We start from the raw sequence: 24,697 nt of genomic DNA, 5'->3' as shown, positions 1-24,697 counted from the left end.
ATTTCATTGAAAAAGGCGGGGAACGGCGCACCGCTCCCCGCCAGGCCGTCAGCGCCGAATGCTGAGAGTGATGCCGTAAGTGCGCGGCGTGTTGGTGAAGATCTTCCAGTAGGTCGTGCCGTTGCCCGGCACCGCGAGGAAGGCGGTGATGTCGTCGGCATTGACGATCTGGTAGTTGTTGGTGAGGTTCTTGCCCCAGATGCCCAGGGTCAGGCGGCCATCGGAAGACTCGTAGTTCAGGCGCGCGTTGAGGGTGCGGCCGCGGGTATCGTCGTAGAGGTTCTGGTACAGGCGCAGCGTGTTCGCATCGTCGGTCGAGATGCGCGCGGAATAGTTAAAGTCCACCTGCGGTGTCAGGCTGGCGCCATTGCCGAGAAGTGCCTGATAGCTCGCACCGATGGTGAAGGCGTCACGCGGCGCGAACTTCGCGGGATTGCCGGAGTAGTCGAGGCCGACCAGCGGGTCTTCCAGCGAAGTATATTTGCCGATGAGGTGGGTATAGTTCCCCGTCAGGCGCAGTCCGTCCATCGGCCGCAGCACGGATTCGATTTCCCAGCCCTTCATCTTGAGCGTGCCGTTATAGGTATGGGCGATGCCGCCTGCGCCGGAGAAGTTCTGGAGGTCCTTGGTCTTCTGGTGGAACAGGGCGACGTTGAAGTCCAGCATGTCGCCAAACAGGCGGGTCTTGGCGCCGACTTCGTAGTTTTCGGCATGTTCGGGTGCGAGCGGGATGGTGGGATCGCGATAGGCGTTGTCCACGAAGCCGCCCGATTTGAAGCCCTTGGCGTAAGTCGCGTAGAGATTGACCTTGTCGAAAGGCTCGTACTTGACCGTGAAGCGCGGGGTGAAGGCGTTCCAGGTCTTCCCGCCCGAGGCAATCACTTCACCGGGGAAACCGAAGCCCGGGATGGCGCCCGCATCGGTGGTCGAGAAGGCATGGTAGTCGATCTTCTTGCGGTCTGAAGTGTAACGCCCGCCCGCCACGACCGAAATCTGGTCGGTGACCTTCAGCGTCGCCTCCCCGAACACCGCCAGGCTGCGCACGTCGCCGTCCTGTACGCGGGTGATGTTGGTCACACCGGGATTGCGGCGGATGCTGGCGGGCACGGCCGAGCCGGGTAGCGGGCTGTAATTGAAGATATTCTCGGTCGAGACGTCGGCCGAGAGGTAATAGGCCCCCACCACGTAGGACAGCACGCCCGGCGCCGAAGCGAAGCGCACTTCCTGCGTGAAGCTGCGGTTGCGCACCACCTGGCGGCGGTCGAAAACGGGCACTTCGGTGCCGACCGGCACGTCGTCGTTGGTCGCCCGGCTGTCGTTCATGCGGTAGCCCGTGATCGAAGTCAGCGTGCCGCCCAGCAGGTCGAGATCGCCGCGCAGATAGCCGCCGCGCAGGCGCTGGCGATAGGGCGAGGCCGCATAGTCGTTGTTCACCCACTCGTCATTGGTGAAGTCTCCGAAGGTCGCCGGCACGACCTGGTTGCCGCCGATGCCCAGGCCGATGGCGCCGCCATTGCCCTTGGTGTAGCTGTAATCGCCCGAAAGCACGACTTTCAGCGTATCGGTGGGCTGGAACAGCAGCTTGCCGCGCATGGCATAGCCGTCGGTCTTTCCGTAGCTGCCCGACTGGTTGGGCGTATCGATCTGGCCGTCCGAAGTCTCGGTGCTGAACGAGAAGCGCGCGGCAATCTTGTCCTCTACGAGCGTGGTGTTCACCATGCCTTCGCTGCGGAAGTAGCCGGCGTTGCCGCCGGTGCCCTGGAGGAAGTAGTCGTCCTTGAATTCCGGGTTCTTGCTGATGACGGCGATGGCACCGCCCACCACGTTGCGGCCGAACAGAGTGCCCTGCGGCCCGCGCAGCACTTCGACACGCTCGATATCGTAGAAGTTGGCGTTCAGGTCGTTGTTGAACACATAGTAGATGTCATCCATGAAATAGGCGACCGGGGTGTCCAGCGTCGCCGTGCGGAACGTGGAGACGTTGCCGCGAATCGCCACGATCGAAAGCGACTTGTCCGAGGTGTTGATGGTGATGCCCGGCATCTGCTGCGTGAGAGCGGTGGGGCTGAACACCTGATCGGTGCGGAGCTGCTCGCCGCCGAACGCAGCAATGGAGAAGGGAACCTCGCGCACGGTGGAGGCGCGGCGCTGGGCAGTGACAATGATATCCTGCGAATCGACGCTGGGGCGCTGAGCGGCACCGGCATTGTCGGCCAAGGGTTCGGCCGGCGCGGCGCCCGCGGCGGCCTCCGATTGCGCGAAAGCCGGTGCAATCGTTATAGTAGACAGGGCGCAAACGGCCGCGGAAGTCATATACTTGAATGTCATGGATGGCATCTCCCCAAGGGCTTTATCGCGGCTTCCCTGCCGCCTTGAGACGCTGAGAAGCGGCAAACGCCAAGCCTTGCAATAGTTTCATCCCGGTTTTCGAATGGTAAGACCATATTCCGATTGGGGTTGGCGGAAATCTGCGGCTAGCTCGAATGGGCAAACGAGAACCGCCGCCTCCTCACCTGAAGGACAAGCTTCAGGAGGACGGTCGAGGCGATCGAAGACGACCAAGGAAGAGCCTGAACCATGCAGCCACAAGACAGCACCGACCTCACCCGCGTTGGCCCCGGAACCGTCATGGGTTCCTTCATGCGGCAGTACTGGATGCCTGCCTGCCTCTCCTCCGAGGTGAAGGCCGACGGCGATCCGGTGCGCCTGATGATCCTGTGCGAAAAGCTGATCGCCTTCCGCGACAGCTCCGGCCGGGTGGGCATCATGGACCACCGCTGCCCGCACCGCTGCGCCTCGCTGTTCGTCGGCCGCAACGAGCAGAACGGCATCCGCTGCGTCTATCACGGCTGGAAGTTCGACGTGGACGGCAAGTGCGTGGACATGCCCTCGGTGCCCGCCCGCATGGACTTCAAGGAAAAGGTCCACGCCAAGGCCTACAAGACGCATGAGGCGAACGGCCTGATCTGGGTCTACATGGGCGAGAACCAGGCGAGCCCACCGCCGCTTCCCGAGATCGAGGCGACCATGCACGCCGATGCCGAGATCTGGTGCCTCCAGCGCGACTGCAACTGGCTCCAGGCGCTGGAAGGCGACATCGACACCAGCCACGTCGGCTTCCTCCACGTCGGCTCGATCGAAGCCGAGGATCTCGACGAAGATCACCCGATGCGCCCGACCGTGCTCAACCGCGCGCCCGAATACGAAGTGCTCCAGTCGGACTGGGGCGTGATGTACGGTGGCTACCGCCCTAACGACGACGGGCAGATGTCATGGCGCGTGGCGCACTACATGTTCCCCTTCTGGACGCAGACGCCCAACAACCGTTTCGCCACCCGCGCCATCGCCCGCGCCTGGGTGCCGATGGACGATGAGCATTCGATGCTGTTCGACATCACCTGCGGCGTCGATGCCGGCAACCCGGCCTATACGTCCACGCTCAAGGACGGCACGCCGCTGTTCGGCCCGCTGGAATATGCGCCGCAGACCACTGACTGGTTCGGCCGCTGGCGCTCGCCCGACAGCGAAGCCAACGACTGGGCTATCGACCGCGAATCCCAGCGCAACGGCACCCAGTTCACCGGCATCGCCAATATCACGATGCAGGATCAGGCCGTGACTGAAAGCATGGGCCCGATCACCGACCACAGCTTCGAGAACCTGGCCCCAACCGACCAGATGATCGCCCGCGTCCGCCGCCGCGCGCTGATCGCCGCACGCGCCTTCGCCAACAAGGGCGTGGTGCCGCCGGGGGTCGAGGACCCGTCGATCTTCTACCGCGCCCGCGCCGGATCGTTCCTGCACGATCCGCAGGACAGCCTGCAGAACGCGTATGAGTCCGCGCTTGCAAGGGCCGTCCGCTGGCCCGAAACCGTTGAAGCGGCAGAGTAATGGAAACCGGCGGGAGGGTGCGATCCATGCACCGTCCCGCTCGATAGAAAAGGACAGAGGGTGACGAGACGCATGAGGGTCTCCATCGGGTGCCGATCCATCGCGCACCGGGGTGGCCACCGGACGCATCGTGCCTCAAGGAGAGTGTGATGCAGGCATTCATTCGAACCATTCGCTGGGAAGCGGAAGGCATCAATTCCTACGTGCTCGAACCCGTCGGCGGCGGCCTCTTGCCCGCCTTCGAACCCGGCGCGCATATCGACGTCCAGCTCAAGCCCGGTCTTGCCCGCAGCTATTCGCTGGTCAACGATCCCGCCATTCGCGGCTATTACGAGATTGCCGTCCACCACGCGATCGACAGTCGCGGCGGCTCGAAGCACATCCACCAGGAATGGCGGGTGGGCGAGCGCGTGGAGATTTCCGAGCCCAAGAACAACTTCCCGATGGTAGAGGATGCGGCGCATACCGTGCTGGTCGCCGGCGGTATCGGCATCACGCCGATGCTGCCCATGATCGCCCGCCTCGAAAAGCTGGGTCGCTCCTGGGAACTGCACTATGTCGCCGCCACGCCTGAGCGCGCCGCCTACGTCGACCGGATCGAGGACCATGACCGCGTCAACGTCGTCTATGACGGACTGCCCGGCGCGCAGCGGCTCGACCTTGCCGCGATCTGTGCCGCTGCCCCCGCCGATGCGCATCTCTACTGCTGCGGCCCGAACGGCATGCTCGACGCATTTGTCGCGACCAATGCCGCGCGGCCCAAGGGCCATGCCCATATCGAATACTTCTCGGCCGAGACCGAACTGGCGACCGAGGGCGGCTATACCCTCGAACTCGCCCGCAGCGGCAAGACGCTGACGGTCAGCGAGGGCGAGACGATGCTGGACGCCCTGCTCGGCGCCGGGGTCGATGTTGGCTTCGCCTGCTCCGAGGGCGTCTGCGGTACTTGCGAGGTCAAGGTTCTGGGCGGCATTCCCGACCACCGCGATCACTTTCTGAGCGAAGACGAAAAGGCGGCCAATCGCTCCATCATGGTCTGCTGTTCGGGCGCGAAGACAGCCAGCCTCGTACTCGACATCTGACATGCTCGACATCTGATAGATCGGCCACCAACAGCGGGATCGGCCATCCCGGCGATAACATAAAGGGGCAGAGACCCCATGAAGAGGAGAAGCTGTGGCGATCATCGCGACAGACCGGGAAGCGAAGGGCTTGCTGGACGACGCACCAATGTCGTCCTTCCAGGTATGGACGGTTCTGATGATAGCGGCGACCGTCGTCCTCGACGGTCTCGACAACCAGATGCTGGGCCTCGCCGCGCCGTCGCTGCTGAAAGAGTGGGCGATCGGGCGCGAGGCGCTCGGCGGCGTCTTTGCGCTGGGCTTCGTGGGCATGGCGATAGGAACGCTGGCAGCGGGCTATATCGGCGACCGTTTCGGACGGCGCGGCGCATTGCTGGCAGGGGTTGCCCTGTTCGGGGTAGCGACACTGCTGACCGGCGCGAGCACCAGCCTCTGGCACATTGCCGCGCTCAAGACCCTGGCCGGGGTCGGCCTCGGCGGCGTGCCGGGAACGGCCAGCGCCATGATCGCGGAATTCACGCCGACCCGCTGGCGCAGCGTGGCGGTGACGTTCGGGGTCGTCTGCGTCTCGATCGGCGGCATCCTCGGCGGGATCGCGGCAGCGGCGGTGCTGCCGGTACTCGGCTGGCGCTGGCTGTTCTATCTGGCGGGCGCCGCGACTATCGCCTTCACCGTGCTGCTCCACTTCATACTGCCCGAATCCCCGCGCTTCCTCGAAAGCCGTCCCGAGCGCCGCGCGCAGTACGAACGGCTGATGCGCCGGATCGGCCATGCACCGCTGCGCAGCGGCCCCGGCACCGCGGAAGCGGGCGAAGCCGCGGGGTTCGGCGCGCTTCTGCAAGGAAAGCTGCTGCGGGACAGCCTCGCGCTTTCGCTGGCGATGTTCTCCGGCATGTTCATGATCTACCTCATGTTCAACTGGTCGCCGACGCTGCTGTTTTCCTCCGGCTTCAGCCTCGCTTCGGCGAGCCTCGGGCTTACCAGCTTCAACATCGGCGGCACGCTGGGCGCCATCGGCGCTTCGCTGTCGATCATGCGCTTCGGCTCGCGCCCGACGCTCATCCTGATGGCGCTGGTCGGCGCTGCGGCATGCCTGTTCCTCGCCTTCCTGAAGACGGGCGGGGGCAGCAACGAGATGGCCGTGCTGGCAGGCCTGGGCGCGCTGGGTCTCTTCGCCAGCGCCGCCCAGTCGGCGATGTTCGCCGTGGGCGCCCATGCGTTCCCGACGGCGGTGCGCGCACGCGGTCTGGGCCTGATGGGCGCCGCCGGACGCGCCGGGGCCATCGTCAGCTCGGTGGCGGGCGCAGGCCTTATCGGCGGCGGCAATTTCCTGTTCTTCGGGGTCCTCGCCGCGCTCATGCTCGTCAATGCCCTGGGTTTCATCGCCGTGCGCGGACATGTACCGCCGCTCGGCCGCTCCTCATTCGCTCGCAAGGAAATGACCGCGTGAACGACAGCTTCGACTATATCGTGATCGGCTCCGGTTCGGCGGGCAGCCTGATGGCCAACCGCCTCTCCGCCGATCCCGCCAACCGCGTTGCGCTGATCGAAGCGGGACCGTCCGACCGGAAGTGGCCGGTAAATCTCAAGACCGTCATGCCGGTGGGCAACATCTTCCTGCTCCCGAGCGACCAGACCAACTGGAAGCAGGCGCTGAAAGGCAACGCCGCGGTCGGCAACCGTACGATCAACTTCCCGCGTGGCAAGCTGCTGGGCGGATGCAGCGCGATCAACGGCGGCGTCTACATTCGCGGCCAGAAGGAGGACTACGAGGCCTGGGAAGCCGCCGGCAACACAGGCTGGTCCTACGATGACGTCCTTCCGGCATTCAAGGCGGTCGAAAACTATGCCGGCCCGGACAAGCCGTGGCACGGCAAGGGCGGCGAACTCGACGTGCAGAAGCCGCGCTCGTTCAACCCGGTGACCGGCGCCATTCTCGATGCCGCCGAGCAGGCCGGGCATCACCGCAACGACGACTTCGCCGGAGAGCGCAAGGACGGGTTCGGCTGTTACGACCTCAACCAGCGCAAGGGCACCCGCCTGTCGAGCGCCCGCGCGTTCCTGCATCCTGTGCTGAAGCGCCCCAACCTGACCGTGCTCGACGAAACTCTGGTGCGCCGGATCGTCTTCGACCGTGGCCGCGCGATCGGGATCGAGATCGAAAGGCAAGGCGCACGCAGCATCGTGGGAGCCCGGCGTGAAATCGTGCTTTGCGCGGGCGCGACCAATTCCCCGCAATTGCTGATGCTTTCCGGCATCGGCCCGGCAGACCATCTTCGCGAAGTGGGCATCGAGACGCTCCATGATCTTCCCGGCGTCGGCGCGCATCTCCAGGACCACCCCACCGTCCATGTCGCGATGGAAAACCCGAGCGGGGAATCCTACGCCGTCTCAGCCAAGTCGCTGCCGCGCATTCTCGCCAGCCCGCTGCAATACCTTGTGAACCGCACCGGCATGCTCGCCTCGAACGTCGCGGAATGCGGGGGCTTCCTCTGCACCGACGGCAGCGGGAGGCCGGATATCCAGATCACCTTCCTCGTCGGCCTGAAGCTGGACGCGCGCGCCATTCCGCGCCGTCACGGCTACATGGGGCTGGTCCAGTTGCTGCGCCCGCGCAGCGCCGGATCGGTGCGCCTTGCCAGTAACCGGCCCGAGGACAAGCCGGTGATCGATCCCAACTTCTTCGCCGATCCCTACGACATGAAGACGCTGATCGCCGGCTTCCGCGAAGCGCGGCGCATCTTTGCCCAACCCGCACTCGCGCCCCTCACCGGCGCGGAGATAGAGCCCGGCGCGCAGCTCCAGAGCGACGCCGAGATCGATGCCGCGCTCCGCAGGATCGTCAACACCGCCTACCATCCCACCGGCACCTGCAAGATGGGACCGGATTCCGATCCGATGGCCGTAGTCGACGGCCGCCTGCGGGTGCGCGGCGTCTCGGGCCTGCGTGTGGTCGATGCCTCGGTCATGCCCGAGATCATCAGCGGCAACACCAGCGCCCCCACCATGATGATCGCCGAACGCGCCGCGCGCTTCATTCTCGAAGACGCCGCCCGCTCCAACATCGCCGCCTGACCGGCGCTCCATTCCAAGGAAACCGACATGGAACTGACCTCTATCGCCCGCCCTGCCCTGCTCGAAACGATGGAGCAGGACATGCTGATCGGCGGCCGCCGTGTGGCCGCCGCCTCGGGCAAGCGGTTCGAGACCCGCAACCCTGCGACCGGCGAACTGCTCGCGATGGTCGCGCAGGGCGATGCCGAGGATGTCGACCGCGCGGTCAAAGCGGCGCGCGCGGCGCTGGAGGGGCCATGGCGCCGCATGAAGCCTGCCGAGCGCCAGCGTATCATGCTGCGCCTCGCCGATCTCGTCGAGGCGCATTACGACGAACTGGCGATGCTCGACACGCTCGACCTCGGCGCGCCGCTGTCCCGCACCGTGCTCGGCAAGACGCGCGCCGCCGCGCTGCTGCGCTACTATGCCGGGCAGGCGACGCTGATCGCGGGCGATACGCTGAACAATTCCGCGCCGGGCGACGTGCTGTCGCACACGCTGAAGGAGCCGGTCGGCGTTGTCGCCGCGATCAACCCGTGGAACGGCCCGGTCGGCATGGCCGTGTGGAAGACCGGCCCGGTCCTGGCGAGCGGCTGCACCTTGGTGATGAAGCCCGCCGAGCAGACCCCGCTTTCGGCGCTGCGCTTTGCCGAACTCTGCCTGGAAGCGGGCGTACCGGAAGGCGTCATCAACGTCGTCACCGGCCTCGGCGATACCGGCGCGGCGCTCTCGGCCCATCCCGGCGTCGACAAGATCGCCTTCACCGGATCGACCGGCGTGGGCGAGAAGATCATCAAGGCCGCCGCACCGACCATGAAACGCGTGACGGTCGAACTCGGCGGCAAGTCGCCCAACATCGTCTTCGCCGATGCCGATCTCGACAAGGCGGTACCGGCCGCGGCCATGGCCGTCTTTGCAAATTCCGGCCAGATCTGCAGCGCCGGCACGCGCCTTTTCGTCCAGGCCTCGATCCGCGAGGAATTCATGGAGCGCCTTGCCGCCTTCACCCGCACGATCCGGGTCGGCGATCCGCTCGATCCCCAGACGCAGATCGGCCCGGTCGTCTCGGCCCCGCAGATGGACAAGATCCTGGGCTATATCGAAGGCGCCCGCGGTGAAGGAGCGCAAGCCTTGGTCGGCGGATCTCGTCTTGCAGGACCCGGCTACGACGATGGCTTCTTCGTCGCACCGACGATCTTCACCGACGTGCAGGACGGCATGACCATCGCGCAGGAGGAGATCTTCGGCCCGGTACTCTCGGCATTCTCCTTCGACACCGCCGAGGAAGTTCTGGAACGCGCCAATGCCACGCCGTTCGGCCTTGGCAGTGGCGTCTGGACGCGCAATCTTTCGACGGCCCACCGCATGGCGCGGGGCATCCGCGCCGGTTCGGTCTGGGTGAACTGCTACCAGATGCTCGATCCCGGCGTGCCCTTCGGCGGCTTCGGGGTCAGCGGTTTCGGCCGCGAGTCCGGCCCGCATCACATCGAGGAATATCTCGAAACCAAGGCCGTGTGGATCAACCTCGACTGACTTCGGTCAGACCCAGCCCGACGCGCGCAAGTCGGGCTGGGTGAAGTCCGAACGGATCTGCCCCGCGCTTTCCTTCAGCAGGTCGAGGAAGCGCCGCTGGATCGCGGTGGGCCGCCAGCTCCGCCGCGTGGTGATGCCGACGACGCGGCGACTGTGTTCGAGCGGGGCGCCGATCTGGGTGAGAAGCCCGCTGCGTATCTGCAACGCAACCTGGTCGGGCGAGAGCAGCGTCAGGAAATCGCCGTCAGTCAGCAGGCGGCCGATGATCATCACCGATCCGCATTCGATGGGAGTGGGCGGCAGAGCGCGGCCTTCGAACAGCTCCTGCCACTGCTCGCGCAAGGGTGAGTTGGCCGGCGCGACGATCCAGGGAAATGCCGAAAGCTGCTCCATCGTCGGCCGCTCCACGCCCGAAAGCGGATGCTGGCTTCCAGCCGCGATCACGAGACGGTCCTCCACCAGCGGCATCTGGTAAAGGTCAGCGATCTCGTACGGCCGCAGCGCGCCAACCACCATGTCGATCACGCCGTCGCGCAGCGGCTCCACCAATTCGCGCCAACTGCCTTCCAGCACCTTGAACGCGGCACGCGGTTCTTCTCGCGCAAGCCCCGCCATGGCGGCAGGCGCAAGATAGGGCCGCGCCAGAGGCAGCGCGCCGAACGCGATCAACTCGCTCCCGCTGCGGCTGTCGAGGCCCAGATCGGCAATGGCGGCGGCGATCTCGGCACTGGCGAGGCGGGCCCCGCGCGCCAGTTTCTTGCCCGCTGGATTGAGCCAGACCACCCGGCCCCGCCGTTCGAGCAGCTTGCCGCCGATCATGTGCTCCAGATCGCCGACCGCGCGGTGCACGGCCGTCTGCGACAGACCGGTGGACTGGGCGGCGGCGGAGAAACTTCCCGCCTCGGCCAGCGCCATGAAAGCGCGAAGCTGCGTCATCGTCATCAACCGTTCGGGATGGGCGAAGACCGCCGAAAGCCCCTTTGCCGCCGTGGAGAGATGTTCGAGCGCCAGGGTCGCGCGCTCGATGACGATCTTCCCCATCGGGGTCATCACCATCCCGCCCGAACGCCGTTCGAACAGCGTGTAACCGAACTGCTGCTCCAGCTTGGCGAGGCCCTGCGTCAGCGCCGGTTGCGAAAGGCTGACCACCTCGGCCGCGGCCGTGATGCTGCCATGCTCGCGGATCGCGAGAAGCGCGCGCAAGTGCCGCAGGTTCAGGTCGAACGGATCGGTCGTCATGGACTCCAATGCTCTACGCCATGGGGACTTGCCCACCAAGCCCGTAAAAAATCGCGTGGACGGCCTATATGTTGAATGGTACGACCATTATGTCAATGACTCGTGACGGGCGATGGCCCGTCCAGGCGAAAAGGAGAGGCTTTCCGTGGATTTCGAACTTCCCGAAGACGTCCGCAACATCTGTGACGTCACCCGCGATATCGTCCGCGACCTGCTGCCGCTGGAACAGCAGTTCGTGGAGACCGGCGAAGTTCCGCCGATCGTGCGCCAGACGCTGGTGGAGAACGGCTACTTCGGCATGGCCCTGCCGGAAGAATACGGCGGCCTCGGCCTCGGCGCGCTGGCGCAGGCGGCGGTGCAGATCGAACTGGCCCACCTGCCGCCCCAGTTCTGGACCGAGCTGCGTCCGCTGATGGGCCCAGGCGCCAAGAACATCATCTACCACGCCAGCCCGGCCCAGCGCGAACGGCTCCTGCCCGGCATGGCCAGCGGCGAAATCGGCATCGCCTTCGCGCTGACCGAACCCAACTCCGGCTCCGATCCCGGTTCCATGCGCACGACCGCCGTTCGCAATGCCGACGGCTGGGTCATCAACGGCAGCAAGACTTTCATTTCCAACGGGAAGAAGGCCAAGTACGTGATCGTCTATGCCTATACCGACAAGTCGGCCGGCACGCGCGGCGGCATCTCCGCCTTCCTCATGCCGGCGGACACCCCCGGCTTTTCGGTGACCGGCACCATCGAGCTGATGGGCACGGCCACGCCGGGCGTGTTCGAACTGAGCTTCGACAATTGCCAGGTTTCCGCCGACGCCCTGCTCGGCGAAGAGGGACAGGGTTTCCGCTACGCGCTGGAAGGGCTTAACGAGGGCCGCATGAACGTCGGCGCGACGGCGGTGGGCATGGGCGAATTCGCGCTCCAGCTCGCCATCGAGGAATCGAAGCAGCGCCCCGCTTTCGGCGGCGTGATCTCGGACTTCCAGGCAATCCGCCACTACATCGCCACCATGGCGACCGACATGCGCGCGGCGCGGCTGATCCTGCTCGACGCTGCCTGGCGCTATGACCAGGGCGACAAGCGCCGCGAACTTGCCTCGATGGCGAAGCTCTTCGCGACGGAGGCGGGCAGCCGCACGGTCGATACCGCCGTCCAGATTTTCGGTGGCACCGGCTACTGCCGCGGCTTCGCGGTGGAGCGCCTATATCGCGACATCCGCATCACCCGGATCTACGAGGGCTCCTCGGAAATCCAGCGCAACACGATTGCGAAGGAACTGCTTCGCTGACGATCGGGATGGAGCTTCGGCACCGGTGACCTGGTCACCGCATCAAACGGCGTCGCGCAGCCGCGCGGCGACGTTTGAGCCGTGAGCGAAAGTGGCTGCTTCAATCACCACTTCGGCGTCCGGACGGATGCCGGTGTAGAGCACGAATTGCTCGACGGCCTGAAGCACGATCACTTCGGCCCCAGAGATGACCATCTTCCCTGCCGTGAGCGCCGCCTTGATAAACGGTGTTTCCGCCGGCTGCGCCACGACATCTAAGGCCACCTCGCAAGCCGCGATCTGCCCGGCGGTGAAGGCCAGTTTGCTTTCCTGAGCGCCTTCCATGCCGAGCGGGGTGACGTTGACCAACATCGCCGCGCCCTGTTCAGGCAGTGCGGGGAGCCAGCCAAACCCGTATTGCCGGGCGAGCGCCTGTCCTGCCTCGGCATTGCGCGCGACGATCGTGCCGTCCCGGAAGCCGAGATCGCGCAGCGCCGCGGCCACTGCCTTCGCCATGCCGCCGCTGCCGCGCAGCAGGAACGGCGTCGCCGGATCGATGCCGCGCCGGGACACGAGGTCGCGCACGGCGGTATAGTCGGTGTTGTAGCCGGTCAGCACCCCGCCGTCGTTGACGATGGTGTTCACGCTGTCGATGACGCGAGCGGAATCCTCAAGGCCGTCAAGCAAGGGAATGACAGCTTCCTTGAACGGCATCGAGATCGCGCAGCCGCGAATGCCCAGAGCCCGGATACCGCCGATCGCGGCGGGAAGGTCGGTCGTGGTGAAAGACTTGTAGATATAGTCCAGCCCCAGCAGCCCGTAGAGCGTATTGTGCAGGCGCGAACCGGCGTTGCCGGGGCGACCGGACAGCGACATGCACAGCTGCGTGTCGCGGCCGATCGATTGTTTTTCGCGGAAGGCAGTCATTGGGATCAGGCTCCGATGGTCTGGTCGGCGGAAGCGCGAGGGCCGCTCGATCCGCGCGTGATCAGGCGTCCGGCCAGCACGACCCTGCGTGCCGGGGTGTCGGGATGTTCCAGCCGGTCGAGCAGCATCGTCATCGCCGTGCGGCCGATTTCCTCGACCGGCTGCTCGATGACGCTGAGGCCGCCGCCGACGAACTCCATCCAGTCGTTGTTGTCGAAACCGGCAAGGGCAATGTCGCCTGGAACGTCGAGTTGCAGGCCGCGCAAGGCACGCAGCACGCTGAGCAGCATGACGCCGTTGCTGGCAACGAGCGCGTCGGGGCGGATGGGACCCGCAAGCAGCTCCTTCACGGCGCGCTCCGCGGCACCGGCGTCGTGCGGCATCTCGAGGGTGGAGGCGTCCATCCCGAGTGCGCGCGCCGCCTGTTCGAAACCGGCACGCCGCTCGGATCCGGTGCTGCTGGCGCCGAACAGCCCGGCGACCCGGCGATGGCCCTGCGCGTGGAGGTGCGCGACAAGTTCGGCGGCCATGTTGCCATTGTCGAGCAGGACGCTGTCGAGCCCGGCGCTGGGCAGGTTGCGGTCGATCAGGACGACCGGATAGCCGGGCTCCAGCCGCTCGCCTTTTTCGATCCACTGGCGGCACGGGGCGAATATCACGCCGGTGACGCGTTCTTCGTGCATGAGTTCGAGGTAGGCGGCTTCCCTGGCCGGGTCCTCGTCCGTGTTGCACAGGATCACGCGCATGCCGCGGGCCGTGGCAAGGCCTTCCACCGCGCGGGAAACGGCCGTGAAGAACGGATTGCGGATATCGGCCACGATCAGGCCGATCGTGTTCGTATGCTGCGAGCGCAGGCGCCGTGCGGCAAGGTTGGGCCGGTATCCGGTGGATTTGACCGCCGCCAGCACCCGTTCGTGCATGGCGGGATCGACGCTGCGGCCCGACAGCACCCGCGAGACGGTTGCGGGCGAGACTTCGGCAACCCTGGCCACGTCCTTGATTCCGATAGTCATCAGCGCATCGCCATTTGAGAAATCGTTCTCACATTTCAGGGCGCCTCGCCCTCTCCGATGACGGACTATGCATCACTCGATCCAAGTCTCGCAAGCCTTCTCTTGACAAACGACCTGAGAAAACGTTTTCTATAGGAGGTACAGACCCGTCGTCAAAACGGTCAGGAGAGGCCTGAAATGCTCGCAAATGCGCCCGCCTCGAGGATCGAGGATCTCGTTCGAATCGATGCCAGCGCGGCAGACAAGGTCGATGCGATTCGCCAGGTCGGCCAGCTTCTGGTCGCTGCCGGCTGCGTCGCTCCGGGATACGAGGACAGCATGGTCCGCCGTGAGGGCCTGGCGAACACGTTCCTGGGCGCCGGTGTTGCGATCCCGCACGGCCTCGGCGAGGACAAGGGCCTCGTGCGCAAGGACGGGGTGGCAATCCTCCAGCTGCGCGAAGCGGTGGAATGGAACCCCGGCCAGCGCGCTCATCTGGTGGTCGGCATCGCCGCCAATTCGGACAGCCACATCGCCATCCTGCGCCGGCTGACCCGCCTCATTCAGGACGAGCCGCGCCTTGCCGCGCTTGTCACCACCGACGATCCGGCTGCGTTTTCCCGCGCTCTCTGGGAAGACGGCGAGGCTGCCGCCTCCACCGAGCCGGTCGCCGACTATGCCGAAACCACCGAATGGACGGTCGATTACCCAACCGGCCTCCATGCCCGCCCCGCCTCGGCCTGGGTCGAAGCGGCGCGTGCCTCTGGCGTGCGCTTGCGCGTACGCCACGGCGGGGAGAGCGCCGATCCTCGCAGCCTCGTTTCCCTCCTCCAAATGGGGCTGCGTGCTGGTGATCGGGTGACTCTCTCCGCCGAAGGGGCAGGCGCGCGTGCGGCGCTGGACAGTTTCGCCGCTGCCGTCCGCCGCCTGACCGCGCGCGAGAAGGAAGACGCCGCGCGCGCCGCGGAAAAGGCCGCCGCGCCGATCCGGGGCTGGAAGCCGGAAGGCGAAGCCCAGATGATCGCGGGCGTGGCCGCCAGTCCGGGCCTCGCCATCGGCAGGGTCCATGTCCTCGCCGCGCAGGCGCTGGAGGTGCCCGACCGACCGACCGACCTTGCCGGTGGTGGCACCCTGCTCAACGAAGCGCTCACCCGTACCCGCGCGCAAATGAAGGTGCTGATCGACGATACCACCCGCCGGCTGGGCGCGGGGGATGCGGCAATCTTCAAGGCGCAAGCCGAACTGCTCGACGATACCGACCTCATCACGCTCACCTGCCAGTTGATGGTGGAGGGGCACGGCGTGGCATGGGCCTGGCATCAGGCGGTCGACCGTATCGCCGGGCAACTTTCCGCGCTGGGCAATCCGGTGCTGGCCGCCCGCGCCGCCGACCTCCACGACATCGGTCGCCGCGTCTTGGCCGAAATCGACCCGGCGCTGGCGGCCGGATCGCTGACCGATCTGCCCGAGGAGCCCTGCGTCCTGGTCGCGGCGGACCTTTCACCTTCCGACACGGCCACGCTCGATACCGCGCGCGTGGCCGGGATCGCCACCGCGCTGGGCGGTCCGACGTCGCATAGCGCCATCCTGGCCCGCACGCTGGGCCTGCCTTCCGTGGTCGCCGGCGGCGCGGATCTGCTGAGCCTCGCCGCCGGAGCGACGGCCATCGTCGATGGCGACAGCGGCCGTGTCTGGCTCAACCCGTCCGCGGCCGACCTGGCCTCCGCGCGCGACTGGATCGCGGCGCTGGCCGAAAAGCGCGCCGCCGAAGAGGCGGAACGCAGCCAGCCCGCCCAAACGCGCGACGGTCACCGAGTGGAAATCGCCGCCAACGTCAACCGTCCCGATCAGGTCGCTTACGCGCTCTCGCAGGGCGGCGAAGGGGTGGGCCTGATGCGCACCGAATTCCTGTTCCTCGAACGCAGGGACAGCCCGGGCGAGGAAGAGCAGGCCGCCATCTACCGCGCCATGGCCGAGGCACTGGATAATCGTCCGCTGATCGTGCGCGCACTCGATATCGGCGGGGACAAGCAAGTGCCGCATCTGGACCTGCCGCTTGAGGAAAACCCGTTCCTCGGCGTGCGCGGCGCGCGGCTGCTGCTGCGCCGCCCCGACTTGCTCGAACCGCAGCTTCGCGCGCTCTACCGCGCCGCGAAGGCAGGCGCGGATCTTTCCATCATGTTCCCGATGATAACCTCGGTCCACGAACTGATCGCCTTGCGCGCACGGTGCGAGGACATCCGGCTGGAACTCGATGCGCCGACGGTTCCCGTCGGCATCATGATCGAGGTGCCCGCCGCCGCGATCCAGGCTCGCTCTTTGGCCGCCCATGCCGACTTCTTCTCGATCGGCACGAACGATCTCACGCAGTATGTCCTCGCCATCGACAGGCAGAACCCTGAACTGGCGGGCGATGCGGAGAGCCTGCACCCGGCCGTTCTGCGCATGATAGCGGCAACCGTGGAAGGCGCGCAGGCGCACGGTCGCTGGGTCGGTGTTTGCGGCGGCATTGCCGGCGATCCGTTCGGCGCGGCTCTGCTCGTGGGCTTGGGCGTCAGCGAATTGTCGATGACCCCGCGCGACATTCCAGGGGTGAAAGCCCGTATTCGCGGCGCGAGCTTCGATAGCCTGCGCGCTCTGGCCGCCAAGGCGCTCGACATGGAAAGCGCCGCCGAGATCCGCGCTCTGGACGGGTGCGATTTCAGCGGAAGGGAAGACTGATGCGCACGTTCACGGTCACCTTCAACCCGGCCATCGACCAGACCGTCACGCTTGACCGCCTGGTCCCGGGCGACGTCCATCGCGCCCGCTGCGTGCGCCAGAACGCGGGCGGCAAAGGCGTGAACGTCGCCAGTTGCCTGGCCGACTGGGGCATGCCGGTCGCCGCCTTTGGCTTGCTGGGCCGCGACAACGCCGCTCCATTCGACGCGCTGTTCGCCGCCAAGCCGATCGACGACTGCTTCACCCGCATCGCCGGGGCCACCCGGGTCAACCTCAAGCTGGTCGACGTGGCGGGCACCACCGACATCAATCTCGACGGGATCGCGGTGGACGCGGCCCAGGCCGAAATGGCCGTGGCAAACGTCTGCCAGGCCGTGCGCGAAGGCGATCTGGTCGTCCTGGCCGGGAGCCTGCCGCCGGGATGCGCGCCCGACACTTACGCCGCGTTGATCGCCCACCTGCGCGCCGCCGGATGCCGCGTCGTGCTGGACACCAGCGGCCTGCCGCTCAAGTGCGCGCTCGCAGCCGACGTGCTTCCCGATGTCGTCAAGCCCAACCGTGAAGAACTGGCGCAACTCCTGGGCCGTCCCCTGCCCGATCTGGCTACGCTTGCCGAAGCCGCCACCACGCTTCACGCGCGCGGGGTTTCGCTGGTCGCCGTCTCGATGGGAGAGGATGGCGCGCTGTTCCTGTCCGAAGCAGGCGCGGTAACCGCCCGCCTCGCCGTCGGGCAGATCGCCAGCACCGTCGGCGCCGGAGACGCCATGGTTGCCGGCATCGTCGCCGCCCTGGGCGAGAACGCCGACCTCGAACGCACCGCCCGCCTCGCCACCGCTTTCGCGGTCGCCAAGCTGGGCATGGCCGGGCCGAACCTTCCGGACCTGCCGACAGTCCACGCGCTGGCCGAAGACGTCAGCATTACGCCCGTGATCTCGCGAAGCGGGGCGATAGAGAACAAGATCGAGGCCGGAGAGGAATGATGGGCAAGCTCTACGCAGTTATCGAAGCGGCCGATTCCGCCGTGCAAGGCGTGCTTGCCGGTGAAGCGCTGCGCAAGGCCGCGCGCGCCGGCGGCCGCGATATCGATATCGAAGTCCGCACCGGGCAAGGCGTGCTCAATCCCTTGCCCGAGGATTTGCAGCCGGGCGACACGCTGCTGCTGGTCGCCGCCAATGACGATGCAGCGGCCGCGCTTCCCCTCGCTCCGCATCGCCGGGTGACGCTGGAAGCCGTGCTGGCCGATCCGGAAGCCGCACTTGGGCAGGCTCCCCAAGCGGCAGCGGATACGCCGCGCGTGGTGGCGATCACCTCATGCCCCACCGGCATCGCGCATACGTTCATGGCCGCCGAGGGACTTCAGGAAGGCGCGAAGCAGCTCGGCTATCCAATCCGCGTGGAGACGCAGGGTTCGGTCGGTGCCGGTTCGCCGCTGACGTCCGAAGAAATCGCGGCAGCCGACGTGGTGATCATCGCCGCGGACCGTGAGGTGGACCGCGCGCGCTTCGCCGGCAAGCGGGTCTTTGCCTCCAGCACCAAGCCCGCCATCTCCGGCGGCAGGGCGCTGATCGAACGGGCGCTGACCGAGGCGAAAACGCAAGGCGGCAGCCTCTCGACCGAGGCAGGCGCCGCCAGCACCGAACGCGCCGGTCCCTACAAGCACCTGATGACCGGCGTTTCCTTCATGCTGCCCTTCGTGGTCGCGGGCGGCCTGTTGATTGCCATGGCTTTCGCTCTGGGTGGCATTGATGCCAACAGCGCGGCGGCCGAGGGCACGCTGGCGAATGCGCTGTTCCGCATCGGCGCGCAAGGCGGCTTCGCGCTGATCGTGCCGGCGCTCGCGGGCTATATCGCCTATTCCATTGCCGACCGTCCGGGTATCGCGCCGGGCATGATCGGCGGCATGCTGGCCGCCAATCTCGGCGCGGGCTTCCTGGGCGGGATCGTCGCCGGTTTCATCGCCGGTTACGGCGTCGAGTGGCTCAACCGGCTGATCAAGCTCCCGAAGAACCTCGCGGGCCTGAAGCCGGTGCTGTTCCTGCCGCTGCTGGGCACGCTGCTGACCGGCTTGCTGATGATCTACGCCGTCGGCACGCCGGTTGCCGCCGCCCTCGCCTTCCTCACCGAGTGGCTGCGCTCCATGCAGGGATCGAGCGCGATCCTGCTGGGGGTGATCCTGGGCGCGATGTCGGCCTTCGACATGGGCGGGCCGGTCAACAAGGCGGGTTATGCCTTCTCGGTCGGCCTGATCGCCAGCCAGGTCTATACGCCGATGGCCGCGACGATGGCGGCGGGCATGGTGCCGCCGCTGGCCGTGGCCCTTGCCACCCGCCTGTTCCGCGACCGCTTCACCACCGAAGAGCGGGAAGCCGGAGGCGCCGCCGCCGTCCTGGGCCTCGCCTTCATCACCGAAGGCGCGATCCCCTTCGCGGCGCGCGATCCGTTCCGGGTGATCCCGGCGCTGATGGCGGGTTCCGCGATCACCGGAGCGATCTCGATGGCGGCGGGAGTCGAACTCAAGGTGCCGCATGGCGGCGTGTTCGTCCTGCCGATCCCCGGCGCGGTCACGCATCTGGCAGTCTACGGCCTGGCCATCGTGGCGGGGGTACTGGTGAGCGGCGTCCTCGTCGGCCTGCTCAAGCCGCGCCCCGTACCGGCAGACGCTGCCGCCTGAACGACAGCGGCCCGGCACAAGATCGGGCCGCCTCAAGAGAGGATTTCATTCGATGCGGTTCGCACTGCTCAAGGGCGCCTGCTGCGCAGGCGTCGCCGCCCTTTCCTTGTCCGCTGCCACGGCGCAGGAGGTCACGTCCGAAGACCCGCCCGCCGAAGACCGGCCCGCCGAAACCGCGAAGCCCTGGCAGCCGCTCGCGGATGACGGGATCACCCTCGCGCTCAGCTATACCGGAGAGGCGGCCACGAACGTCAGCGGCGGCCTGCGCCGCGATGCCGCTTTCGCGGGGCAGGTCTATGTCGGCGCAGATCTCGACATGGATCGCATCGCCGGCATCGGCGGCGGCACGCTCCACGCCGCGATCACCAACCGCCACGGAGAGAGTCTTTCCGCCCTGGCGCTGCGCAACAACACCTCGGTTCAGGAGATCTGGGGCACCCAGAACACGCACCTCGCTATCCTGACCTGGGAGCAGAAGCTGCTGAACGACCGCCTCATGATCGAGGCCGGCCGCAGCCAGGCGAACATCCACTTCCTGAACTCACCGATCTACTGCAATTTCCAGGGAAATTCAGGCTGCGGCAATCCGACGTTCGTTTTCAAGAACAGCAATTTCACCTATTTTCCGGCATCGAGCTGGATGATCCACGCCAAGGCCGAAGTCGTGCCGCATGTGACCGTCCATGTCGGCGCCTATGAGGTCAATCCCGACCGCAAGCGCGCCAATGACCATGGCTTCAACTTCAGCACGAAGAACGCCACCAGCGTGATCGTGCCGTGGGAACTGGGCTATGCGCGCGAGGGCAAACGCGGGGGCGGTGGCCTGCGTCTTCCCGGCCACTACATTGTCGGCGGTTGGTTCGACCGCGGCGACTATGCCGATCCCCTGCGCGACGATCAGGGCGGCATCGCCATTCTCTCCGGGCGGGATCCAGCGGTACACAAGGGCCGCTCGGGCCTTTACTTCCGTTTCGACCAGCGCCTGACGCGCCCCGATCCCCTTTCCGAGCGCGGACTCAGCGTGTTCGGCGTGGCGATGACCAACCTGTCGGGCCGGGTGGAAGAAAGCCGCTTCTTCGATATCGGCGCGGTGCAGACCGGCACTTTCGACGGTCGCGATGCCGATACCATCGGCTTCATGATCAGCGACCAGCGTTTCAGCGACCTCGCCATGGAGCGCATGCGCGCAGCACGGCTCTCGGCCGGCGGGAACGGGAACATCCAACGGCACGAATACATGATGGAACTGGCTTACGGTGCCCAGCTTGGCCCGGCGATCCGGATTTCGCCGAACATTCAGTACATCCTCCATCCCGACCAGACCGGCGCCCCGTTCCGCACCCGCGACATCAAGGACGCGCTGATCCTCGGCTTCAAGTTCACGATCGACGCCCCGACGCTGCTGTCGCACTAGGTCCTGACCCTGGGCTTCAGAACGAGAGAAATACCCAGCGCCTTTCCAGCCCGCTCAGAGCAACTGGTTCGATCCGCGCAGGGCGGCCACCGTTTCCTCGCTCAGGCCGAGTTCCTCCTGCAAGACGGCCGCGCCGTGTTCTCCAAGTTCGGATACGAACGGGCGCACCTGCACCCGGCTTCCGCTCATGGTGAACGGCGGGTTCGGCACCAGATAGCTCCCGGCCCCGTCATTGACGGGCGACATCGCCCCGCGCGCCGCAAGTTGCGGATCGGCCAGCACCTCGTCCATCTCGCGGTAGCGTCCGCAAGGCACGCCGTACCGGGACAGGATCTCCTCCGCCTCCGCGGACGAACGCTGGCTGGTCCACTCCTCCACCAGGCAGAGCATGGTCGCCCAGTTCGCATTGCGGTCGGCATTGGTGAGGAAACGGCGGTCTTCCCGCCATTCCGGATGGCCCACCGCTTCGGTGAGCTGCTCGAAGTTCTTCGGGCTGGTGGGCGCGACCATGACGAAGCCGTCCTGCGTCCTGAGCGGCGTATAGAGCGGCCGCCGCGGGCCGCCGGGGAACTGCGCCTCCTGCGTTTCGAACACCAGCATCCCCACCATCGCTTCCAGCATGGACAGATCGATGTACTGTCCCTTGCCGGTGCGCTCGCGCTGGTAAAGGGCGGTCTGGATCGCGCCGAAGGCATGGGTACCGCCCAGGACGTCGGCCACGAAAATGCCCGAAGTTGCGGGCCGGCTGGCATCGTCCTGGTAATGCAGGTTGACCATGTCGAAGCCGCTGGCGGCATGGATCACCGGGGCATAGGCGGGGAAGTGCGCCTTGGGACCTTGCTGGCCATAACCGGAGATCGAGCAATAGATCAGGCGCGGATTGATGGCGGCAAGCGTCTCGTAATCGAGACCGAAGCGCTTCATCACGCCGGGGCGGAAATTCTCGACCACCACGTCATAGCTTTCCGCCAGCTGCTGGATGAGATCGCGCATTTCGGGTGACTTGAGGTTGCAGGCAAGGCTCCGCTTGCCCGCATTGAGATGGCCGAAATAGGCCGAATGACCATCGCGAACCGGCGGACGCGCGCGGACCTGGTCGCCTTCCAGCGACTCGATCTTGAGCACGTCCGCGCCAAGGTCCGCCAGCATTCGCGTGGCGAACGGCCCGGCCATGACCGATGTGAAGTCCAGCACTCGCACGCCTGCCAGAGCGTCTCCGGGCCCGTGTTCCGCCTGTTCGTACACCCTCACCGCTCCCATAGGTCAATATATCTAATGGTCCTACCTATTGCACCGATTAGGGTTGCGGTCAATGACCGCCCGGGATCAGGCCTTGCGTGCGCCTCCCGATCCGGCCTGCGCCTTGATGTTCTTGCGGACGTGGCGATAGACACGCTCCAGATGCTTGCGCATTTCCTCGGCGGCCGCCTCGGCATCGCGGGCGCGCAGGAAGCGGATCAGCTTGAAGCGGGACTCGATCAGCGTTTCCTGCAAGGTCTCGTAACCCGGCCCCTGCACGAATTCGTGAAGGACGCCGGACAGGGAGTCGACGAAGATCCCGAACATGCGGTTCCCGGTCGCGCGCGCAAGCACGTCGTAATAGGCGGCCGCGCATTCGTAGCGCGCTTCCACCGAGGTCTCCGCGCGCGTGCGTTCGGCGATCTGTTCGAGTTCGGCGAAATGCGCCTCGGTCCCCCGCTCGCATGCGAGGCGCACGACGATGTCCTGGATCGCGATGCGCGCTTCGGTCAGTTCGTCGAGAGTGACGTCGCCGAGGTGGACATAGTCCTGCATGGCCTGGACGATGCGGTCCGGCTCGGCGGACTGGATCACCGCCCCGCCCTTCACGCCCTTCAGGTTGCGGATGATCCCGGCGACTTCCAGGCTGCGCAGCGCCTCGCGCAGGGCGCTGCGGCTGACCTGGAACTGCGCGGCAAGTTCTCGCTCGGCAGGCAGCTTGTCGCCTGCTTTCAGCGTACCGGCCGCAAGCTGGGCACGGATCTGTTCGCAGATGACTTCGAACGCGCGCTGCGTCTTGATCGGCGCGAACGCGGGTTTTTCGGTATTTGCTGTGGCCACGGCTGTTCTCTCTTCGACGATGCCCCAAGGTATCCCGATCCCACCCGCTTGAGCAATGCCCCGACCACTGAGTTGACAGACAGATACAAAACTATAATGGTCGGACCATTCAAGATGGAGTGGAGAGATGAAGATCCTCGTGCCCGTAAAGCGGGTGATCGACTATAACGTGAAGCCCCGCGTGAAGGCGGATGGTACGGGTGTTGACCTGGCCAACGTCAAGATGAGCATGAATCCGTTCGACGAGATCGCGGTGGAAGAAGCCATCCGCATCAAGGAAGCGGGCAAGGCGGAAGAGATCGTCGCCGTCTCGGTCGGCCCGGCCAAGGCGCAGGACACGCTGCGCACCGCGCTCGCGATGGGCGCCGACCGCGCGATCCTGATCGAGGCCGATACGGAAGTGGAACCGCTGGCCGTCGCCAAGATCCTCAAGGCGATTGTCGCCGAAGAGAATCCCGGCCTCGTGATCCTGGGCAAGCAGGCGATCGACGACGATTCGAACCAGACCGGCCAGATGCTCGCCGCGCTGCTGGGCCGCCCGCAGGGCACGTTCGCCAGCAAGGTCGAGATCGACGGTGATCACGTTGCCGTGACCCGCGAAGTCGATGGCGGTCTGGAGACCGTCAAACTGTCGCTCCCCGCGATCGTCACCACCGATCTGCGTCTCAACGAGCCGCGCTACGCTTCGCTGCCCAACATCATGAAGGCGAAGAAGAAGCCGCTCGATGTGAAGACCGCCGCCGATTACGGCGTCGACATCGCCCCGCGCCTCAAGACCCTCAAGGTCTCGGAGCCGCCGGTGCGTGTCGCCGGCGTCAAGGTCGCCGACGTCGACGCGCTGGTTACGAAGCTCAAGGAACTGGGAGTCGCCTGATGAAGACGCTCGTTTGGGTCGAACACGACAACGCGTCGGTCAAGGACGCGACGCTCCACACCGTCACTGCTGCTGCCAAGCTGGGTGAAGTGCACCTGCTGGTCGCCGGTGCGAACTGCCGCGCCGCTGCGGAGGCCGCTGCCAAGATCGCCGGTGTCGCCAAGGTGCACCTGGCCGACAACGCCGCTTACGAACACGCGCTGGCCGAGAACGTCGCGCCGCTGATCGTGGACCTCATGGGCCACCACGACGCGTTCCTGGCGCCTGCCACCACCACCGGCAAGAACGTCGCTCCGCGCGTGGCCGCGCTGCTCGACGTGATGCAGCTGTCGGACATCCTCTCGGTCGAGGGCGAGAAGACCTTCACGCGTCCGATCTACGCCGGCAACGCCATCGCTACGGTCGAATCGAGCGATGCCAAGCTGGTCATCACCGTACGCGGCACCGCCTTCGAGAAGGCCGCTGTCGAGGGTGGTGCGGCTGTGATCGAAGACGTCGCCGGTGCCGGTGACGCGGGCCTCTCCAGCTTCGTGGGTGCCGAACTCGCCAAGTCCGAGCGTCCGGAACTGACCAGCGCCAAGGTGATCGTCTCGGGCGGACGCGCGCTGAAGGATTCGGAAACCTTCGAGCAGGTCATCATGCCGCTCGCCGACAAGCTCGGCGCCGCCGTTGGCGCCAGCCGCGCTGCGGTCGATGCGGGCTACGTGCCCAACGACTACCAGGTCGGCCAGACCGGCAAGATCGTGGCGCCCGAAGTCTACATCGCCGTCGGCATCTCGGGCGCGATCCAGCACCTTGCGGGCATGAAGGACTCCAAGACCATCATCGCCATCAACAAGGATGAAGACGCCCCGATCTTCCAGGTCGCCGATGTTGGCCTGGTGGCGGACCTGTTCACCGCGGTGCCGGAACTCACCGGCAAGCTCTGAGCCTTCTTTTCCGACCCTTCTTCGAGA

General features: G+C 66.2%; 18 protein-coding genes. 12 read left to right on the top strand and 6 right to left on the bottom strand.

Annotation, left to right across the window (positions count from 1 at the left end; all coding sequences use genetic code 11):
• Positions 1-48: 48 nt before the first annotated feature.
• Positions 49-2,328: a TonB-dependent receptor gene (locus ACZ1J6_RS03510; protein WP_431569101.1), complete on the bottom strand. Its 2,280-nt coding sequence runs from the start codon at positions 2,326-2,328 to the stop codon at positions 49-51.
• Positions 2,329-2,577: 249 nt separating this feature from the next.
• Here ACZ1J6_RS03510 and ACZ1J6_RS03505 point away from each other — a divergent pair, with 249 nt between their 5' ends.
• The 5 genes from ACZ1J6_RS03505 (at position 2,578) to ACZ1J6_RS03485 (ending at position 9,560) form a co-directional block, all read left to right on the top strand.
• Entirely contained in the window at positions 2,578-3,891 is a 1,314-nt protein-coding gene (locus tag ACZ1J6_RS03505; RefSeq protein WP_243841207.1) for a Rieske 2Fe-2S domain-containing protein, read from the top strand.
• A 149-nt stretch (positions 3,892-4,040) separates the two neighbouring features.
• Positions 4,041-4,973 (top strand): PDR/VanB family oxidoreductase, encoded by a 933-nt coding sequence (locus ACZ1J6_RS03500; RefSeq protein ID WP_431569102.1) that lies wholly within the window; start codon positions 4,041-4,043, stop codon positions 4,971-4,973.
• 178 nt (positions 4,974-5,151) lie between these two features.
• Positions 5,152-6,423 (top strand): MFS transporter, encoded by a 1,272-nt coding sequence (locus ACZ1J6_RS03495; RefSeq protein WP_465127411.1) that lies wholly within the window; start codon positions 5,152-5,154, stop codon positions 6,421-6,423.
• Positions 6,420-8,048 carry a GMC family oxidoreductase gene (locus ACZ1J6_RS03490; RefSeq protein WP_431569103.1) on the top strand — a complete coding sequence of 543 codons (1,629 nt, stop codon included), beginning with the start codon at positions 6,420-6,422 and terminating at the stop codon, positions 8,046-8,048. The genes ACZ1J6_RS03495 and ACZ1J6_RS03490 overlap by 4 nt, the downstream gene beginning before the upstream one ends.
• Before the next feature lie 27 nt (positions 8,049-8,075).
• On the top strand, positions 8,076-9,560 hold the full coding sequence (locus ACZ1J6_RS03485; RefSeq protein ID WP_431569104.1) for an aldehyde dehydrogenase family protein: 1,485 nt from the start codon (positions 8,076-8,078) through the stop codon (positions 9,558-9,560).
• Positions 9,561-9,566: 6 nt separating this feature from the next.
• Here the strand turns inward: ACZ1J6_RS03485 and ACZ1J6_RS03480 are convergent, their stop codons facing one another.
• The gene (locus ACZ1J6_RS03480) at positions 9,567-10,799 is read right to left on the bottom strand and encodes a LysR family transcriptional regulator (protein WP_431569105.1); all 1,233 of its coding nucleotides are present in this window, start codon (positions 10,797-10,799) and stop codon (positions 9,567-9,569) included.
• 145 nt (positions 10,800-10,944) lie between these two features.
• On the opposite strand from ACZ1J6_RS03480, the gene ACZ1J6_RS03475 reads away from it, so the two are divergent.
• Positions 10,945-12,084, top strand: coding sequence for an acyl-CoA dehydrogenase family protein (locus tag ACZ1J6_RS03475; protein ID WP_431569106.1), 1,140 nt, complete (start codon positions 10,945-10,947; stop codon positions 12,082-12,084).
• Positions 12,085-12,126: 42 nt separating this feature from the next.
• Here ACZ1J6_RS03475 and ACZ1J6_RS03470 read toward each other — a convergent pair whose 3' ends face one another.
• Entirely contained in the window at positions 12,127-12,990 is an 864-nt protein-coding gene (locus tag ACZ1J6_RS03470) for a shikimate 5-dehydrogenase (RefSeq protein WP_431569107.1), read from the bottom strand.
• A 5-nt stretch (positions 12,991-12,995) separates the two neighbouring features.
• A complete protein-coding gene (locus ACZ1J6_RS03465) occupies positions 12,996-14,003 on the bottom strand; it encodes a LacI family DNA-binding transcriptional regulator (protein WP_431569108.1) in 1,008 nt (335 codons plus the stop codon).
• Positions 14,004-14,180: 177 nt separating this feature from the next.
• Between ACZ1J6_RS03465 and ptsP the strand changes: the two genes are divergently transcribed.
• The 4 genes from ptsP to ACZ1J6_RS03445 are packed head-to-tail and all read left to right on the top strand — an operon-like array spanning position 14,181 to position 20,788.
• Positions 14,181-16,703, top strand: coding sequence for a phosphoenolpyruvate--protein phosphotransferase (gene ptsP / locus ACZ1J6_RS03460; RefSeq protein WP_431569109.1), 2,523 nt, complete (start codon positions 14,181-14,183; stop codon positions 16,701-16,703).
• Complete coding sequence (pfkB, locus tag ACZ1J6_RS03455; protein WP_431569110.1) at positions 16,703-17,683, top strand: 1-phosphofructokinase; 981 nt, start codon at positions 16,703-16,705, stop codon at positions 17,681-17,683. Before ptsP ends, pfkB begins: the two co-directional genes overlap by 1 nt.
• Positions 17,683-19,374, top strand: coding sequence for a fructose-specific PTS transporter subunit EIIC (locus tag ACZ1J6_RS03450; RefSeq protein WP_465127410.1), 1,692 nt, complete (start codon positions 17,683-17,685; stop codon positions 19,372-19,374). The genes pfkB and ACZ1J6_RS03450 overlap by 1 nt, the downstream gene beginning before the upstream one ends.
• A 52-nt stretch (positions 19,375-19,426) precedes the next feature.
• The gene (locus tag ACZ1J6_RS03445) at positions 19,427-20,788 is read left to right on the top strand and encodes a carbohydrate porin (RefSeq protein WP_431569112.1); all 1,362 of its coding nucleotides are present in this window, start codon (positions 19,427-19,429) and stop codon (positions 20,786-20,788) included.
• A 54-nt stretch (positions 20,789-20,842) separates the two neighbouring features.
• Here ACZ1J6_RS03445 and ACZ1J6_RS03440 read toward each other — a convergent pair whose 3' ends face one another.
• The gene (locus tag ACZ1J6_RS03440) at positions 20,843-22,033 is read right to left on the bottom strand and encodes a CaiB/BaiF CoA transferase family protein (protein WP_431569113.1); all 1,191 of its coding nucleotides are present in this window, start codon (positions 22,031-22,033) and stop codon (positions 20,843-20,845) included.
• An 81-nt stretch (positions 22,034-22,114) separates the two neighbouring features.
• Positions 22,115-22,867, bottom strand: coding sequence for a FadR/GntR family transcriptional regulator (locus tag ACZ1J6_RS03435; RefSeq protein WP_431569114.1), 753 nt, complete (start codon positions 22,865-22,867; stop codon positions 22,115-22,117).
• A gap of 127 nt (positions 22,868-22,994) precedes the next feature.
• Here ACZ1J6_RS03435 and ACZ1J6_RS03430 point away from each other — a divergent pair, with 127 nt between their 5' ends.
• Entirely contained in the window at positions 22,995-23,741 is a 747-nt protein-coding gene (locus ACZ1J6_RS03430) for an electron transfer flavoprotein subunit beta/FixA family protein (RefSeq protein WP_465127409.1), read from the top strand.
• Positions 23,741-24,670 carry an electron transfer flavoprotein subunit alpha/FixB family protein gene (locus ACZ1J6_RS03425; RefSeq protein ID WP_465127408.1) on the top strand — a complete coding sequence of 310 codons (930 nt, stop codon included), beginning with the start codon at positions 23,741-23,743 and terminating at the stop codon, positions 24,668-24,670. Before ACZ1J6_RS03430 ends, ACZ1J6_RS03425 begins: the two co-directional genes overlap by 1 nt.
• Positions 24,671-24,697: the final 27 nt, after the last annotated feature.

The organism is Novosphingobium sp. BL-S-21 (assembly GCF_055521655.1).
Note: the sequence above shows the minus strand (reverse complement) of the source record. Positions and strands in the feature narration are given on the sequence as shown.

Coding starts and splice junctions, on each gene's coding strand:
- ACZ1J6_RS03510 (WP_431569101.1), bottom strand. CDS start 2,328: ATGACATTCAAGTATATGACTTCCGCGGCCGTTTGCGCCCTGTCTACT.
- ACZ1J6_RS03505 (WP_243841207.1), top strand. CDS start 2,578: ATGCAGCCACAAGACAGCACCGACCTCACCCGCGTTGGCCCCGGAACC.
- ACZ1J6_RS03500 (WP_431569102.1), top strand. CDS start 4,041: ATGCAGGCATTCATTCGAACCATTCGCTGGGAAGCGGAAGGCATCAAT.
- ACZ1J6_RS03495 (WP_465127411.1), top strand. CDS start 5,152: ATGATAGCGGCGACCGTCGTCCTCGACGGTCTCGACAACCAGATGCTG.
- ACZ1J6_RS03485 (WP_431569104.1), top strand. CDS start 8,076: ATGGAACTGACCTCTATCGCCCGCCCTGCCCTGCTCGAAACGATGGAG.
- ACZ1J6_RS03480 (WP_431569105.1), bottom strand. CDS start 10,799: ATGACGACCGATCCGTTCGACCTGAACCTGCGGCACTTGCGCGCGCTT.
- ACZ1J6_RS03470 (WP_431569107.1), bottom strand. CDS start 12,990: ATGACTGCCTTCCGCGAAAAACAATCGATCGGCCGCGACACGCAGCTG.
- ACZ1J6_RS03465 (WP_431569108.1), bottom strand. CDS start 14,003: ATGACTATCGGAATCAAGGACGTGGCCAGGGTTGCCGAAGTCTCGCCC.
- ptsP (WP_431569109.1), top strand. CDS start 14,181: ATGCTCGCAAATGCGCCCGCCTCGAGGATCGAGGATCTCGTTCGAATC.
- pfkB (WP_431569110.1), top strand. CDS start 16,703: ATGCGCACGTTCACGGTCACCTTCAACCCGGCCATCGACCAGACCGTC.
- ACZ1J6_RS03450 (WP_465127410.1), top strand. CDS start 17,683: ATGGGCAAGCTCTACGCAGTTATCGAAGCGGCCGATTCCGCCGTGCAA.
- ACZ1J6_RS03445 (WP_431569112.1), top strand. CDS start 19,427: ATGCGGTTCGCACTGCTCAAGGGCGCCTGCTGCGCAGGCGTCGCCGCC.
- ACZ1J6_RS03430 (WP_465127409.1), top strand. CDS start 22,995: ATGAAGATCCTCGTGCCCGTAAAGCGGGTGATCGACTATAACGTGAAG.
- ACZ1J6_RS03425 (WP_465127408.1), top strand. CDS start 23,741: ATGAAGACGCTCGTTTGGGTCGAACACGACAACGCGTCGGTCAAGGAC.